We start from the raw sequence: 15244 nt of genomic DNA on the forward strand, positions 1-15244 counted from the left end.
CACCTCCTCAGCCAAAGACGTGGACCACCAGACCGCTCAGAAGTTTTGGTTCAAACCAGGTAGACTTTGGTGGCATGGTTTTTCCTTCATCTGAGACTCTCATCAGCGTTTCTATGTTCACGGGATACAGAGCAAAGGCCACATCGAATTCTCCTTTGTCAACGATTCTCTCCAGTTCACAGAGCCCTTTTATCCCACCTATGAAGTCTATTCTATCGTCCTCTCTCGGGTTGGAAATTCCGAAAACTGGTTCAAGAAGTTCGCTCTGGAGTATGTTCACGTCTAGACTTTCGACAACGTCTTCAGGGATTTCCCTGGGAATTAACACATACCATTTTCCATTTCCCACGTACATCGTTATCTCGTGCTCTCTTGAAGGTCTTGCGGGAACAACATAGGACCTGTAAAAGTCGAACTTTTCTGAAACTTGCTCTAGAAGTTCTTCCACAGTGATGTGAGAACGAACAACCCTGTTGTAATCGAATATCCTGAGCTGGTTATGGGGGAATACCGTTGCCATGAAATAGTTGTGTGGTCCCTTTCCTATTTCCTTGTCGAGAATATCACTCACCCTTGCGGCTGCGGCTGCTCTGTGGTGTCCATCTGCTATGTACAGGTTTTCTATGTTTTTGAAAAGGTTCTTTATTTCTTCGATCTCTTTTTCATCGGAGACAACAAAAAATTCGTGAACCACATCCAGGTCGTCCGTTAGCCTGTAAATGGGTTCCAGAGAGTCGGCAAGCTCCATCAGTTTCCTGTCCAGCACTTCCATGGATCTGTAGAAGAGGAAGACCTGTCCCGTGTGAGCCCTTGTTGCCAGGATGTGCTGAACCCTTTCCTCTTCTTTCTTTTTTCTGGTGAGTTCGTGTCTCTTTATGTGACCTTTTTTGTATTCTTCCACGGGAAACAACGCCACAAGACCCGTCTGTATGTGATCTCCCATCTTTTGACGGTATATGTACAGGGCTTCTTTTTCTTCCTGGATCAGGATGCCTTTTTCTATGAATTCCTCAAGGTTTTTTCTGGCTCTCTCCATATCCTCAGGGGTAGGATCCATTTCTATTTCATGCGTTTCTGCCTCAACCCTCGTCACTCTGAGGAAACTGAGCGGGTTGCTTTTGATGGTCTCCTTGGCTTCGAGGAAGGACACCACGTCATAGGGTTTTGCCACGAACTTTTCAACTACGTCCCTTCTTGGCCGGTACCCCCTGAAAGGCTTGATCTCCATTCGTTCCATACCTCCTCTACATAGATATGTTGTTTTTCGAACATCTCTTTTGCGTTTTTATCTTCGAACTCGTGATCGTACCCTGCAAGGTGAAGTATCCCGTGTATTACAACTTCTATCAGTTCTTTCTCAAAGGTGTTGTTGTATTCCTTCGCATTCTCTTCAACGACCTCGGGACAGATGTAGATTTCTCCGTAAACTTCCTCGAAGAGAGGAAAGGTAAGCACATCTGTTGGGAAGTCTTCACCACGGAATTCTCTGTTCATTTCTTTTATTTGATCTTTACTCACGAGTATCACGTTCGTGTTGACGTTTCCTATCTCCTTCTTTACGATTTCGTCTAATTTTTCACTCAAACTTTTTAAGATCTCTTTTCCTTTTCCTTCACCCAGAATTTTGATCATTTATCCTTACCACCTTCTGCAATTTTGCCTCTTCCGGGTATTCTATCCTGGAACTGAATATGTTGACGAGCACCTGTAGGAAGGCATCTGAAATCTTTTCCAGTTCGCTCAGGGTAATACCGGATTCATCGAGTTGTCTTTCAAAGAAGATGGAGGAAATGACATCCTCTACGCATTCTTTTATCTGAGTAACGGAAGGATTCTTCAAACTTCTGGATGCTGCTTCCACAGAATCAGCCAGCATGATGATAGCAGCTTCTTTGAACTGTGGTTTTGGTCCTGGGTAGCGAAACTCTTCCTCTGGTATGTCTTCAAATTGTTGTTTGGCTTTGTAGTAGAAGTACTTCTGTGATCTTGTTCCATGATGCTGAGGGATGATGAACTCCACGAGCAAAGGAAGGCGATGTTTACGAGCAAGTTCTATTCCGTATTTCACATGCTCGTTTAGAACAAGGTGACTCAAAGAAGGTGTTATGTCTTCGTGAGGGTTCTTGCCGTCCCTTATGTTCTCTGTGAAAAAGTGGGGTCTTTTCATCTTACCTATATCGTGATAATAAGCACCAATTCGAGCCAGGACAGGATTTGCACCTATCTTCTCTGCAGCCGCCTCTGCCAGATTTGCCACGATCACACTGTGATAGTATGTCCCCGGTGCTTTCATGGCAAGCATCTTCAGGAGAGGATGGTTCAGGTTTCCAAATTCTATGAGGCCGAGGTTGGAATAAAGACGACTCGTGTACTCCACGTATGGAAGAATACCCAGTACCATTACACCCGAGAGAATCGGGTTGAGAAGAGCCGCTAGAAGATCGTATGGGGTGTACTCAATGTTCAGGCCAAATCTCATGAAGAGGTGAGTTCCCGTAAGTGTCAGTGATGTCAGAGCGGACGATTTCATAACATCGAGTCTTCTGTCAGCGTTTGAAAGGGTTTTTGTGGCGATCAAAACCGTCAGAAGGAAAGGCATGATCAGATTTATATCGTAATACCATCTGTATATGGAAATGATGGAGAGAAGAACACCACTTGTGAGGGCAACTTCAAAATTGAACAGCAAACTCATCAGCGCAACCGGTATGTAAAGTGGTGTCATGAAGGGGCCGATTTCTGGAAGGGAAAATCCTATGAAAACAGTTCCCAGCAGTATCAAGGATAGATGTGTGTAAGTGTAAACCTGGCTGAGAGAGTATTTTCTGAAGTGTCTGACACTTGTTTCCACCAGTGAAAACCAGATTGTGAAAGCAACAATGGCTTCGGATATCATGTTCAGAGGACGAAATCCCGTGCGAATATGTACTATGAACAGGGACAAAAGGATGGTCACCGCTATGACAAGCAGGCGTCTTCGGCTCATGACTTTCTCGACCTTTCGTACTCTTCGTAAGCTTTTATGATCTTTTTCACGAGAGGATGTCTCACAACATCGCTTTCATCAAGGTACACGAATTCTATACCGGGTATACCTTTCAGTATCTTCTGGCACTCTATTAGACCGGATTTCCCTTCCTCTATATCTACCTGGGTGATGTCACCGGTCACAACTGCCTTTGAATTGAATCCGAGTCTAGTCAGAAACATCTTCATCTGCTGATAAGTGGTATTCTGTGCTTCATCCAGAATAATGAAAGAGTTATTCAATGTACGCCCTCTCATGTAGGCAAGTGGCACGATTTCTATGATGCCCCTTTCACGATAACTGTTGAATTTATCTGGAGAAGTGATGTCGATTATGGCATCGTACAGAGGTCTCAGATAGGGTTCCACTTTTTCTGTCAAATCTCCCGGTAGAAATCCAAGTTTCTCTCCTGCTTCAACCGCTGGTCTTGTCAGGATGATTCTGTTCACTTTGCCCATTTTCAGGTAATCAAGGGCGATGGCCACTGCCAGGTACGTCTTTCCTGTACCGGCTGGCCCTATCACGAAAACCACGTCGTTTTTCTCGACAGCTTCCAGGTATCTTTTTTGACCCAGAGTCTTGGGTTTCACCTTTCTTCCAAGAACAGGTCCTCCGTTGCTTTTAGAATAGACATCCTTCACGCTTTCTGCATTTGAAACCTTTTCCACCAGGTACTCAAATTCGGTCCAGTCCAGTAAATGGCCGTCTCTCGTTATGGATATGATCTCGTCCAGGACGCGGTGTGCTGCTTCTACACTCCTTTCGTCTGAACCTCTTATGAGAATTTCACTGCCTCGAACGGTAAGATCCACGTTGAACGTTTTCCTGAGGTATCTTGCCCTTCTGTCGTACTGGCCGAATATCTCCAGCACACCTACATCTTCGGGGATCCTGACTTTCCTTACAGTGATCGTGGTTTCCACCTCCAGACCTGTTATACTTTTTCAAGGAAATTATACTACACATCAGGAGAGTGAAAGTTGTGAAAGATACTGTTGAAAGAGCAAAAAGACTCATTGAGGAAAGAGGTTTGAGTTTGATAGTGATGAGAGACGATCAGGTGATCTTTGAAAGCACAGAAAGCGGTCTGAAACCCCTTGTTGAGGTTTATACGACCTTAAAAGATCTGTCCGGGTGCGTGGTGGTGGACAGACTCGTTGGAAGAGCAGCAGCCTTCTTTTTTGTGGAAATGAGGCCTTCTTTCGTTCACGCCTTTATCATCAGTGAAGGTGCCATCGACCTGTTGAAGAAACACGGTGTGAAATTTTCCTGTGAAGAGAAAGTACCTTTTGTGTTATCAAGGGATGGAAAAAGCATGTGCCCCTTTGAGAAGATCCTCCTGGATGTGAATGATCCGAAAGAAGCCATAGAAAGAATTCTCTCAAAGTTCACCTTATCTTAAACAAACCCTCAAGCTACTTGTGGTAAATTGTTCAGAGGTCTCTTGTGTTGACAATCTTCCGTTTGAAGAGTAAAATAAAACCCTGGCTTGGTCTGAACGAAAGGAAGGGAGGATGAAGATGCCGACCATTAATCAATTGATCAGGCATGGAAGGAAGCCTAAAAAGAAGAAATCTAAGGCTCCTGCTCTTCAAGGAAATCCTCAAAAACGAGGTGTCTGTATAAAGGTTTCCACCATGACCCCGAAAAAGCCGAACTCTGCTCTCAGAAAGATCGCAAGGGTAAGGCTTTCTAACGGTATAGAAGTCACAGCATACATACCCGGTATAGGCCACAACCTTCAGGAACACTCGGTGGTCCTCGTAAGAGGCGGAAGGGTGAAAGACCTTCCTGGTGTCAGGTACAAGATCATAAGAGGTGCCCTGGACGCGGCTGGAGTTGAAGGAAGAAGGCAGTCCAGGAGTAAATACGGTGCCAAGAGGCCCAAGGACCAGAAAAAGTGAGGTGACTGTGGGTGCGTAGAAGAAGAGCTGAAAGAAGACAAATACCACCTGATCCAGTTTATGGAGATGTTCTGGTGGCAAAATTGATAAACAAAGTGATGTGGGATGGAAAGAAGACGATCGCCCAGAAGATCGTCTACGGTGCCTTCGATATCATCAAGGAAAAGATGAAGAAAGATCCCCTTGAAGTCTTCAGACAGGCTGTGGAGAACGTAAAGCCTGTTCTTGAGGTGAGGCCAAGAAGGGTTGGAGGTGCCACGTATCAGGTTCCCATTGAAGTTCAGGAACCAAGAAGAACCTCTCTTGCTATAAGATGGATCGTTGAAGCTGCAAGAGCTAAGAAAGGACGTCCCATGAAAGAAAAACTGGCTGAGGAGATCATGGCAGCCTACAACAACACGGGTACGGCCATCAAGAAAAAGGAAGACACCCACAGGATGGCAGAAGCAAACAGGGCCTTCGCACATTACAGGTGGTGAGAGTATGCAGAGTGTAGAAGCAAGGTATGTTGACCTGGATAAGATTAGGAACATCGGTATAATGGCCCATATCGATGCCGGAAAGACAACCACAACAGAGAGGATCCTCTACTACACGGGAAGGAAACACTTCATCGGAGATGTGGATGAAGGAACAGCAACCACAGACTGGATGCCCCAGGAGAAGGAAAGGGGCATTACGATACAGTCCGCCGCTACAACGTGCTTCTGGAAGGGATACAGGATCAACATAATCGATACACCCGGGCACGTTGACTTCACGGCTGAGGTTGAGAGGGCACTTCGAGTGCTCGACGGAGCGATCGCCGTTTTCGATGCAACGGCAGGTGTTGAACCACAGTCAGAAACCGTCTGGAGACAGGCAGATAAATACAACGTTCCCAGAATAGCCTTCATGAACAAGATGGACAAGGTCGGTGCAGACTTCTACATGGCAGTCGAGACTCTCGTTACAAAACTCAGAGCAAATCCCATACCCATCCAGATGCCGATTGGAAGCGAAAAGGACTTCCAGGGAGTGATAGACCTCATAAAGATGAAAGCGATCTACTGGACCAGCGAGGATGGATCTGTGTACGAAGAAAGAGAAATCCCGGACGAATTGAAAGAAGAAGCAGAACTCAGAAGAGAAGAGATGCTGGAAAAAGTGGCAGAACTGGATGAAACGATACTCGAGAAATACCTCGAGGGTGAGGAAATCACCGAGGAGGAAATCAAGAAAGTTCTGAGGAAGGCCACCATAGAGAACAGAGCAGTTCCCGTTCTATGTGGAGCGGCGAAAATGAACAAGGGAATACAGCCATTACTGGATGCCGTAATAGACTATCTCCCATCTCCTCTGGATCTTCCTCCTGTTAAGGGATGGAGACTCTCAGACGGCGAGGTCGTCTACAGGAAACCAGACGAGAATGAGCCGTTCACGGCCCTTGTTTTCAAGGTTCAGGTGGATCCGTACATAGGAAAGCTGGTGTACTTCAGGGTGTACTCTGGAAGACTGGAAAAGGGAAGTTACGTCTACAACTCTACCAAAGGACAGAGAGAGAGAATCTCGAGAATCGTTTTCATGCACGCAGACAAGAGAGAGGAAGTTGACTACGTCAGACCCGGTGATATAGCGGCAGGGGTCGGCCTCAAAGTTTCTCAGACTGGAGATACACTCTGCGACGAAAAAGAGCCTGTAATCCTCGAAAAGATCGACTTCCCAGAACCTGTTATTTCTCTTGCTATTGAACCGGCCACGAAAGCCGATGAGGAAAAACTCGTGAAGGCACTGCTTGCTCTCTCTGAAGAGGACCCCACCCTTCAGGTGAAGGTGGACAAAGAAACTGGTGAGACGATCATCTCCGGTATGGGTGAACTCCATCTTGAAATAATCGTCGACAGGTTGAAGAGAGAGTTCGGTGTGAACGTTAGAGTTGGTCAACCTCAGGTTGCCTACAGAGAAACCATTAAGAAAGCCGCTGAAGCAGAAGGTAAGTACATCAGGCAAACCGGTGGTAGAGGTCAGTACGGTCATGTGATACTCAGGATAGAGCCTATTCCAGAAGAGGAAGGTAAAAACTTTGAATTCATCGATAAAACCGTTGGTGGTGTGATACCAAAAGAGTTCATGCCAGCCATAGAAGCGGGAATCAAAGAAGCAATGATGTCTGGTCCTCTTGCTGGCTATCCTGTTGTGAGAATAAGAGCGATTGTGCTCGACGGATCGTATCACGAAGTAGACTCTTCAGAGATGGCGTTTAAAATTGCAGCCTCTCTGGCGTTCAAAGAGGCAATGAAGAAGGCACAGCCAGTTCTTCTTGAGCCGATCATGAAGCTGGAGATCACCACTCCAGAAGAGTACATGGGTAACATCATCGCCGATCTCAATTCCAGAAGGGCAAAAGTAGAAGCTCTTGAAACAAGAGGCCATCTGAAAGTCATAGTGGCAAAGGTCCCACTCTCTGAAACGTTTGGATATGCTACAACACTGAGATCTCTGAGTCAGGGAAGAGCAAGCTACATCATGCAATTCTCTCACTATCAAGAGGTCCCGGAGAAAATCGCCGAGAAGATCATTAAAGTTGTTTAAGGAGGGAGAACATGGCAAAGGAAAAGTTTGTAAGAACAAAACCCCATGTTAATGTTGGAACCATCGGGCATATCGACCACGGAAAATCCACGCTGACAGCCGCTATAACAAAGTACCTTTCTCTCAAGGGTCTTGCGCAATACGTTCCCTACGATCAGATCGACAAGGCTCCTGAGGAAAAGGCAAGAGGTATCACTATCAACATCACGCACGTTGAATACGAAACCGAGAAAAGGCACTACGCACACATTGACTGTCCCGGACACGCTGACTACATCAAGAACATGATCACCGGTGCTGCCCAGATGGATGGAGCCATACTCGTTGTTGCAGCAACGGATGGACCTATGCCACAGACAAGAGAACACGTGCTTCTTGCAAGACAGGTTGAGGTTCCTTACATGATTGTTTTCATCAACAAAACAGATATGGTCGACGATCCCGAACTCATCGAACTCGTCGAGATGGAAGTGAGAGATCTTCTGAGTCAGTACGAATACCCCGGTGACGAAGTGCCTGTTATAAAAGGATCCGCTTTGAAAGCTCTCGAAGCCCCAGACGATCCAAACCACGAGGCTTACAAACCCATTCAGGAACTGCTCGACGCCATGGACAACTACATTCCAGATCCTCAGAGAGACGTTGACAAACCGTTCCTCATGCCCATCGAAGACGTTTTCTCCATCACGGGAAGAGGAACGGTTGTTACAGGAAGAATCGAAAGAGGAAGAATCAGACCCGGTGACGAAGTCGAGATCATAGGACTCAGTTATGAGATCAGAAAGACAGTCGTTACAAGCGTTGAAATGTTCAGAAAAGAACTCGACGAAGGTATCGCTGGTGACAACGTGGGATGTCTGCTCAGGGGAATCGACAAGGACGAAGTCGAAAGAGGTCAGGTTCTTGCAGCTCCTGGTAGCATTAAACCCCACAAGAGGTTCAAAGCAGAGGTCTACGTTCTGAAGAAAGAGGAAGGTGGAAGGCACACACCGTTTACAAAAGGTTACAAACCTCAGTTCTACATAAGAACAGCTGACGTTACTGGTGAAATAGTGGGACTTCCGGAAGGAGTCGAAATGGTTATGCCTGGAGACCACGTTGAGATGGAAATAGAGCTCATCTACCCCGTTGCTATTGAGAAAGGGCAGAGATTCGCTATAAGAGAAGGCGGAAGAACAGTTGGAGCTGGCGTTGTCACAGAAGTTATCGAGTGAGGGGGAGTTATTCTCCCCCTCCTTCTTGAGAGAAGAGGGAGGGTGCTTAGAATATGCCTGGACAGAGGATAAGGATAAAACTCAAAGCTTATGACCACGAACTGCTAGATGAGTCGGCAAAAAAGATCGTCGAAGTTGCAAAATCAACAAACTCCAAGGTGTCCGGTCCAATTCCTCTCCCAACGGAGCGGACGCTTTACTGTGTGTTGAGATCTCCTATGAAGCACAAAGACTCCAGAGAACACTTTGAGAAGAGAGTGCACAAGAGACTCATAGACATTATAGACCCGTCTCCAAAAACCATTGATGCCCTGATGAGGATAAACCTCCCAGCAGGTGTCGACGTTGAGATCAAACTGTAATCCCTGGAGGTGTCTTTGATGAAGATGATAATAGGAAGAAAAATCGGTATGACAAGGGTTTTTATCGGTAATGAAGCGGTCCCGGTTACCGTCATAAAAGCCGGGCCCTGTGTTGTCGTGCAGAAGAAAACAGTTGAAACGGATGGTTACAACGCCGTACAACTTGGATTTGAGAAAGCAAAAAAAGTGAACAAGCCCCTTGCTGGTCACTTCAAAAAATTCGGTGTTGAACCGATGAGAGTGCTCAGAGAATTTAGGGTGGACAACCCCGACGAGTACGAACCTGGTCAGGTTATAAAGGTCGATATATTCGAAAAAGGCGAATACGTGGATGTCACCGGCTGGTCCAAGGGAAGAGGATTCGCGGGAGCAATGAAAAGATGGGGGTTTAGTGGAGGTCCAAAAAGCCATGGTTCCAAATTCCATAGAGAACTCGGTTCTGTAGGTCAGCACACCGAACCTGCGAAGATATGGAAAGGCAAGAAGATGCCGGGAAGATATGGAAACGAAAGGGTAACTGTTAGAAACCTGCAGGTTGTAGATGTCGATCCAGAAAACGATCTGATAGCGGTCAAAGGTGGTGTCCCTGGAGCGAGGGGCGGGCTCGTTTTGATAAGGAGCGCCAAGGCCCCGAAAAAGTAACAGTGGAGGAGGAATAGAAAATGGCTCAGGTGGATCTTCTCAATGTGAAGGGAGAGAAAGTTGGAACTCTTGAAATCAGTGATTTCGTCTTCAACATCGATCCTAACTACGACGTGATGTGGCGATACGTGGACATGCAGCTCTCCAACAGGAGAGCAGGTACCGCTTCCACAAAGACAAGAGGAGAGGTTTCCGGAGGCGGTCGAAAACCATGGCCGCAGAAACACACGGGAAGAGCCAGACACGGATCCATAAGATCTCCTATCTGGAGACACGGAGGAGTTGCCCACGGTCCAAAGCCCAGAGACTGGAGTAAGAAACTCAATAAGAAGATGAAGAGACTCGCTCTCCGTTCTGCGCTGTCTGTCAAGTACAGAGAGAACAAACTTCTGGTGCTCGAAGATCTAAAACTTGAAAGGCCAAAAACAAAATCTTTAAAAGAAATCCTTCAGAACCTTGACCTTGCTGACAAGAAGGCGTTGATCGTTCTACCCTGGAAAGAAGAGGGTTATGTCAATGTGAAACTCTCTGGAAAGAATCTTCCAAACGTAAAAGTGATAATAGCGGACAATCCCAACAACAGTAAAAACGGTGAAAAAGCCGTAAGGATAGATGGTCTCAACGTTTTTGACATGCTCAAGTATGACTATCTGATTCTCACCAGGGATATGGTTGCTAAGATAGAGGAGGTGCTCGGAAATGAAGCAAGAAAAGCTCTCACTGCATGATGTGCTGGTCAGACCCATAATCACAGAAAAGGCTCTCAGACTTCGCGAGCAGAGGAAATATGTCTTTGAGGTGAACCCTCTTGCGAACAAGAACCAGATAAAAGAGGCCGTGGAGAAGATATTCAACGTCAAGGTGGATAAGGTCAACGTCATCAACATGAAGCCCAAACCGAAGAGAAGGGGAATATTCGAAGGAAGGACCCGCAGCTGGAAGAAGGCAGTGGTGACTCTCAAAGAAGGCTATACCATTAAAGAACTGGAAGGCGAACACTGAGAGGGGTGAAGTTATGGGACTCAAAAGATTCAAACCAGTTACCCCGGGCAGGCGTTTCATGGTAATCTCCGATTTTTCTGACATCACGAAAACAGAACCGGAAAAATCTTTGCTTGCGCCTCTCAAAAAGACCGGTGGAAGGAACCACCACGGAAGAATTACGGTAAGACACAGAGGTGGCGGACACAAGAGAAGGTACAGGATCATAGATTTCAAAAGGTACGACAAAGCAGGCATTCCAGCAAAAGTTCTGGCCATCGAATACGATCCAAACAGATCCGCAAGAATTGCCCTTCTCCTCTACGCAGATGGAGAAAAGAGGTACATTCTCGCTCCAAAAGGAATAAAAGTTGGAGATACACTCATGAGTGGTTCTGATGCAGAGATAAAGCCCGGGAACGCTTTGCCACTGGAAAAGATCCCTGTTGGAACACTCGTGCACAATGTTGAGTTCACTCCTGGAAAAGGAGGACAGATCGCAAGAGCAGCCGGGACTTACTGTCAGATCATGGCAAAAGAAGGAGATTACGCTCTTCTTAGAATGCCATCTGGCGAGCTGAGAAAGGTACATATCAAATGTTACGCAACGGTGGGTGTTGTTGGTAACGAAGATCACAAGAACGAAGTCCACGGAAAAGCAGGAAGGGTAAGGTGGCTTGGCAGAAGGCCTCATGTCAGAGGTGTTGCCATGAACCCGGTGGATCATCCACACGGTGGTGGTGAAGGAAGAGGTAAAGGACACCATCCAACCAGTCCATGGGGTCTGCCCACCAAGGGTTACAAGACAAGACGCGGAAAGAGACCTTCTGACAAATTCATTGTCAGAAGAAGAAACGAGGTATAAGGGGGTGAACTGAATGGGTCGTTCCAAGAAAAAGGGCCCCTATGTAGATAGAAAACTTCTGGAAAAGATAAGAAAACTCAACGAAACTGGAGAAAAGAAGGTCATAAAGACCTGGAGCAGAGCTTCAATGATCATTCCAGAAATGGTCGGACATACGATAGCCGTTTACAACGGTATGAAGCACATACCTGTTTACATTACGGAAAACATGATAGGACACAGACTGGGAGAGTTCGCTCCAACCAGAAGGTTTGGGGGTCATGCCGATAAAAAAGCCAAAAAAGGCGAGTTGAAGAAGTGAGGAGGGAAACGATGAAACTCCAGATACCAAGGAACGGACTGAAGCGTTCTCTTTTCCATAAAAAAAGAAAGGAACTTCTGGATTCTCTTCCAAAGATAGAGGCCAGAGCTGTTGCAAAATACATCCGCATTTCTCCAAGAAAGGCGAGGGCTGTTGCGAACACGATAAGAGGAAAGTCCGTTGAAGAGGCGTTCAGAATACTCGCCTTCTCACCGAAGAAGGCTGCCAGGATTATCGAAAAAGTCCTGAGATCGGCTGTTGCGAACGCCGAAAACAACTTCGGACTCGATGCTGCCAATCTTTATGTTGCCGAGTGTTATGTGAACGATGGGCCAAGACTGAAGAGAATCTGGCCCAGGGGACGAGGAAGGGCGGACATAATCAAAAAGAGAATGTCCCATATCACCGTCGTTGTAAGAGACCGCACCAGAGAAGAAGAGTACAGAAAGGCTTTGGAAGAACTGGAAAAAAGGATATCATCAGAAGAGTGAGGTGATAAAGTGGGTCAGAAGGTGCATCCTCGAGGATTCAGGCTCGGGCTGAGCGCCGATTGGCAGGCAAAATGGTTCAACGAAAAAAATTACAAAGAATGGCTTCTTGAGGATGAAGAGATCAGAAAGATAATAAAGAACAAGTACTACCACGCCGGAATCAGTGAAATATACATAGAAAGACCCGACGCTGAAAGGGTCAACATCACGGTGAAAACCGCAAGACCTGGTATCATCATAGGAAGGAAGGGAGCAGAGATTACAAGCCTGAGAGAAGAACTGGAGAAGAGGTTCAACAGAAGGATGGTCATCAACATCGAAGAAATAAAAACGCCCGAGCTCGATGCACAGCTTGTCGCCGAATCCATTGCTTCCCGTATAGAAAAGAGGGCATCGTACAAAGTGGCCATGAAGAGGGCTATCATGAACGCAATGAGGAAGGGTGCCCAGGGAATAAAGGTGATGGTTGCCGGAAGACTTGGTGGGGCGGAAATAGCAAGGAGAGAGTGGTACCTCAGAGGAAGACTGCCCCTTCAGAAGATAAAGGCAATAATAGACTACGGAACGGCTGTTGCCTGGACGAAATACGGAACCATTGGTGTCAAGGTGTGGATTTACAAAGGAGACGCTGATATTTAAAGGAGGTAATCACCATGTTGATGCCAAGAAGGGTCAAATACAGAAAACAACAGAGAGGAAGAATGAAAGGAAAGGCAAAGGGAGGAACGCTCGTTCAGTTTGGTGAGTGGGGCCTCAAGGCGCTTGAGCCGGCCTGGATAACGGCCCAGCAAATAGAAGCCTGCAGAATAGCGATGATGAGGGTTATGAAAAGAGCCGGAAAGATCTGGATAAGAATATTCCCCGACAAACCTTACACGAAGAAACCCGCTGAATCCAGGATGGGTAAAGGAAAGGGTAACGTGGAAGGTTGGGTCGCCGTTGTGAAACCTGGAAAGATTCTCTTTGAAATAGCCGGGGTCGACGAAGAAACAGCCCATGAAGCCCTCAGATACGCTGCCAGCAAGTTGCCGATAGCCACGAAAGTAGTACCCCGTCACCACATTGGGGGTGAGGCAGTATGAAGGCTTCTGAACTCAGAAATTACACAGACGAAGAACTCAGAAATCTTCTCGAAGAGAAGAAGAGACAGTTGATGGAGTTGAGGTTCCAGCTGGCCATGGGGCAGTTAAAAAATACATCTCTCATAAAACTGACAAAAAGGGATATCGCACGGATAAAGACCATACTGAGAGAAAGGGAGCTAGGTATAAGGAGGTGAAATCATGCCCAGGAAACGAATGATAGGTGTAGTTGTGAGCGATAAAATGGATAAAACAGTCGTTGTGGCAGTAGAAAGACACGTGCAGCATCCCCTCTATAAAAAATACATCAAGAGAACCAAAAAGTACCACGCTCACGATGAGAAGAACGAATGCAGAGTAGGGGACGTTGTTGAAATAGAAGAAACCAGACCTCTCAGCAAGACCAAAAGATGGAGAGTTGTGAAGATCATAAAGAGGTTTGAACCTGAGAGAATCCTGAAGGAAGAAGAGGAAGTTCAGGACGAACTTGAAGAAATCGAAGGGGAAGTGGTTGAGGAAAAAGGAGGGGCTGAGTCATGATCCAGCAGGAAACCTATCTCAACGTGGCTGACAACTCCGGGGCCAAAAAACTCAGAGTGATAAGAGTTCTTGGTGGTTTTCACAAGAAGTACGGAACGGTTGGGGACATCGTTGTATGTTCTGTCAGGGACGCTATTCCCAACTCCGATGTGAAGAAGGGAGACGTAGTAAGGGCTGTCATCGTGAGAACAAAGAAAGAGATCAGAAGAAGCGATGGTACCTACATCAGATTCGATGACAACGCTGCTGTTCTGATCGACAAGTTCAATGCCCCAAGGGGAACGAGAATATTCGGACCCGTTGCGAGAGAACTTCGTGAAAAAGGTTTCATGAAAATCGTATCTCTTGCACCAGAAGTTTGGTGAGGTGATATGAGGATGAGGATAAAAAAGGGAGATCTGGTTGAGGTAATCTCCGGGAAAGATAAAGGTAAGAGAGGAAAGGTGCTCAGGGTTTTGCCGAAGGAGGACAAGGTGATAGTCGAGGGTGTGAACATGGTAAAGAGGCACCAGAGACCCATTCCACAGCTTCGAGAAGGTGGAATCATAGAGAGAGAAGCACCAATTTATGCCTGCAAAGTTATGGTTGTCTGTCCCGCCTGTGACAAGAGAACAAGGGTGGGATACAGGTTTACCGAAGATGGAAAAAAGGTGAGATACTGTAAGAAGTGTGGTGAGATCATTGACAAAGACTGAGGGAGGAATCGGTATGAGATTCGAATACGTTCCTCTGAAAGAAAAGTATGAAAAGGAAATTGTTCCGGCTTTGATGAAGGAGTTCAACTACAAGAACATTCATCAGGTGCCCAAACTGGTCAAGATCGTTGTTAACATGGGAATCGGTGAAGGATCCAGAAACTACGATATCATAGAAAGACATGCAAACGAACTTGCAAAGATCACCGGGCAAAAGCCCGTTGTTACCAGGGCAAGAAAAAGCATATCCAACTTCAAGATAAGAAAGGGAATGCCCATAGGTCTCAAGGTTACTCTCAGAAAAGCCATGATGTACAACTTTCTCTACAAACTCATAAACATCGTTCTTCCAAAGGTGAGAGACTTCAGGGGACTGGATCCGAACTCTTTCGATGGAAGAGGAAACTACTCCTTTGGCCTCTCTGAACAGCTGGTGTTTCCAGAACTAAGCCCCGATGAAGTGAGAAGGATTCAGGGAATGGACATAACCATAGTCACAACTGCCAAGACGGACCAGGAAGCCAGAAGACTGCTTGAACTCTTTGGAATGCCTTTCAAGAAAGGATAA

Annotated in this window: 23 protein-coding genes; 19 read left to right on the forward strand and 4 right to left on the reverse strand. The window is 46.4% G+C overall.

The features are described from left to right. Positions 1 to 7: 7 nt before the first annotated feature. The 4 genes from TRQ7_RS06260 to TRQ7_RS06275 are packed head-to-tail and all read right to left on the reverse strand — an operon-like array spanning position 8 to position 3957. Positions 8 to 1228 (reverse strand): DUF1015 family protein, encoded by a 1221-nt coding sequence (locus tag TRQ7_RS06260; RefSeq protein WP_038067414.1) that lies wholly within the window; start codon positions 1226 to 1228, stop codon positions 8 to 10. Continuing rightward, positions 1183 to 1632 (reverse strand): rRNA maturation RNase YbeY, encoded by a 450-nt coding sequence (ybeY, locus tag TRQ7_RS06265; RefSeq protein ID WP_015919477.1) that lies wholly within the window; start codon positions 1630 to 1632, stop codon positions 1183 to 1185. The genes TRQ7_RS06260 and ybeY overlap by 46 nt, the downstream gene beginning before the upstream one ends. Next, positions 1613 to 2986, reverse strand: coding sequence for an HDIG domain-containing metalloprotein (locus tag TRQ7_RS06270; RefSeq protein WP_015919478.1), 1374 nt, complete (start codon positions 2984 to 2986; stop codon positions 1613 to 1615). The genes ybeY and TRQ7_RS06270 overlap by 20 nt, the downstream gene beginning before the upstream one ends. Continuing rightward, a complete protein-coding gene (locus TRQ7_RS06275; protein WP_038067418.1) occupies positions 2983 to 3957 on the reverse strand; it encodes a PhoH family protein in 975 nt (324 codons plus the stop codon). Before TRQ7_RS06275 ends, TRQ7_RS06270 begins: the two co-directional genes overlap by 4 nt. Before the next feature lie 53 nt (positions 3958 to 4010). On the opposite strand from TRQ7_RS06275, the gene TRQ7_RS06280 reads away from it, so the two are divergent. The 19 genes from TRQ7_RS06280 to rplE all read left to right on the forward strand — a co-directional run bounded on the left by TRQ7_RS06280 (position 4011) and on the right by rplE (position 15244). Next, the gene (locus TRQ7_RS06280; protein ID WP_144399105.1) at positions 4011 to 4430 is read left to right on the forward strand and encodes a DUF1893 domain-containing protein; all 420 of its coding nucleotides are present in this window, start codon (positions 4011 to 4013) and stop codon (positions 4428 to 4430) included. A gap of 118 nt (positions 4431 to 4548) precedes the next feature. Beyond that, positions 4549 to 4932 carry a 30S ribosomal protein S12 gene (rpsL, locus tag TRQ7_RS06285; RefSeq protein ID WP_038067420.1) on the forward strand — a complete coding sequence of 128 codons (384 nt, stop codon included), beginning with the start codon at positions 4549 to 4551 and terminating at the stop codon, positions 4930 to 4932. A gap of 11 nt (positions 4933 to 4943) precedes the next feature. Continuing rightward, positions 4944 to 5411 (forward strand): 30S ribosomal protein S7, encoded by a 468-nt coding sequence (gene rpsG / locus TRQ7_RS06290; protein WP_015919482.1) that lies wholly within the window; start codon positions 4944 to 4946, stop codon positions 5409 to 5411. Positions 5412 to 5415: 4 nt separating this feature from the next. Beyond that, entirely contained in the window at positions 5416 to 7503 is a 2088-nt protein-coding gene (gene fusA, locus TRQ7_RS06295) for an elongation factor G (protein ID WP_041844250.1), read from the forward strand. Positions 7504 to 7514: 11 nt separating this feature from the next. Beyond that, positions 7515 to 8717, forward strand: coding sequence for an elongation factor Tu (gene tuf, locus TRQ7_RS06300; RefSeq protein WP_015919484.1), 1203 nt, complete (start codon positions 7515 to 7517; stop codon positions 8715 to 8717). A 53-nt stretch (positions 8718 to 8770) separates the two neighbouring features. After that, a complete protein-coding gene (gene rpsJ / locus TRQ7_RS06305; RefSeq protein WP_015919485.1) occupies positions 8771 to 9079 on the forward strand; it encodes a 30S ribosomal protein S10 in 309 nt (102 codons plus the stop codon). 18 nt (positions 9080 to 9097) lie between these two features. Next, complete coding sequence (gene rplC / locus TRQ7_RS06310; protein ID WP_038067423.1) at positions 9098 to 9721, forward strand: 50S ribosomal protein L3; 624 nt, start codon at positions 9098 to 9100, stop codon at positions 9719 to 9721. Positions 9722 to 9741: 20 nt separating this feature from the next. Next, complete coding sequence (gene rplD / locus TRQ7_RS06315; RefSeq protein WP_015919487.1) at positions 9742 to 10449, forward strand: 50S ribosomal protein L4; 708 nt, start codon at positions 9742 to 9744, stop codon at positions 10447 to 10449. Continuing rightward, positions 10421 to 10723, forward strand: a complete 303-nt coding sequence (gene rplW, locus TRQ7_RS06320) for a 50S ribosomal protein L23 (RefSeq protein WP_015919488.1) — start codon at positions 10421 to 10423, stop codon at positions 10721 to 10723. Before rplD ends, rplW begins: the two co-directional genes overlap by 29 nt. Positions 10724 to 10736: 13 nt before the next feature. Continuing rightward, positions 10737 to 11567, forward strand: coding sequence for a 50S ribosomal protein L2 (rplB, locus tag TRQ7_RS06325; protein WP_015919489.1), 831 nt, complete (start codon positions 10737 to 10739; stop codon positions 11565 to 11567). A gap of 13 nt (positions 11568 to 11580) precedes the next feature. Beyond that, entirely contained in the window at positions 11581 to 11868 is a 288-nt protein-coding gene (gene rpsS / locus TRQ7_RS06330; protein ID WP_015919490.1) for a 30S ribosomal protein S19, read from the forward strand. An 11-nt stretch (positions 11869 to 11879) separates the two neighbouring features. Continuing rightward, positions 11880 to 12359 (forward strand): 50S ribosomal protein L22, encoded by a 480-nt coding sequence (gene rplV, locus TRQ7_RS06335; protein WP_038067426.1) that lies wholly within the window; start codon positions 11880 to 11882, stop codon positions 12357 to 12359. 9 nt (positions 12360 to 12368) lie between these two features. Then, the gene (gene rpsC, locus TRQ7_RS06340; protein WP_015919492.1) at positions 12369 to 12998 is read left to right on the forward strand and encodes a 30S ribosomal protein S3; all 630 of its coding nucleotides are present in this window, start codon (positions 12369 to 12371) and stop codon (positions 12996 to 12998) included. Positions 12999 to 13012: 14 nt separating this feature from the next. Continuing rightward, complete coding sequence (gene rplP / locus TRQ7_RS06345; RefSeq protein ID WP_015919493.1) at positions 13013 to 13441, forward strand: 50S ribosomal protein L16; 429 nt, start codon at positions 13013 to 13015, stop codon at positions 13439 to 13441. Further along, positions 13438 to 13638, forward strand: a complete 201-nt coding sequence (gene rpmC / locus TRQ7_RS06350) for a 50S ribosomal protein L29 (RefSeq protein WP_015919494.1) — start codon at positions 13438 to 13440, stop codon at positions 13636 to 13638. The genes rplP and rpmC overlap by 4 nt, the downstream gene beginning before the upstream one ends. 4 nt (positions 13639 to 13642) lie before the next feature. After that, on the forward strand, positions 13643 to 13981 hold the full coding sequence (gene rpsQ / locus TRQ7_RS06355; RefSeq protein WP_015919495.1) for a 30S ribosomal protein S17: 339 nt from the start codon (positions 13643 to 13645) through the stop codon (positions 13979 to 13981). After that, positions 13978 to 14346, forward strand: coding sequence for a 50S ribosomal protein L14 (gene rplN, locus TRQ7_RS06360; protein WP_015919496.1), 369 nt, complete (start codon positions 13978 to 13980; stop codon positions 14344 to 14346). Before rpsQ ends, rplN begins: the two co-directional genes overlap by 4 nt. A 6-nt stretch (positions 14347 to 14352) precedes the next feature. Continuing rightward, positions 14353 to 14676 (forward strand): 50S ribosomal protein L24, encoded by a 324-nt coding sequence (gene rplX / locus TRQ7_RS06365; protein WP_015919497.1) that lies wholly within the window; start codon positions 14353 to 14355, stop codon positions 14674 to 14676. Between the two features lie 13 nt (positions 14677 to 14689). Then, positions 14690 to 15244, forward strand: coding sequence for a 50S ribosomal protein L5 (gene rplE, locus TRQ7_RS06370; RefSeq protein WP_038067434.1), 555 nt, complete (start codon positions 14690 to 14692; stop codon positions 15242 to 15244).

Source organism: Thermotoga sp. RQ7, from assembly GCF_000832145.1.
GTDB classification, from domain to species: domain Bacteria; phylum Thermotogota; class Thermotogae; order Thermotogales; family Thermotogaceae; genus Thermotoga; species Thermotoga neapolitana.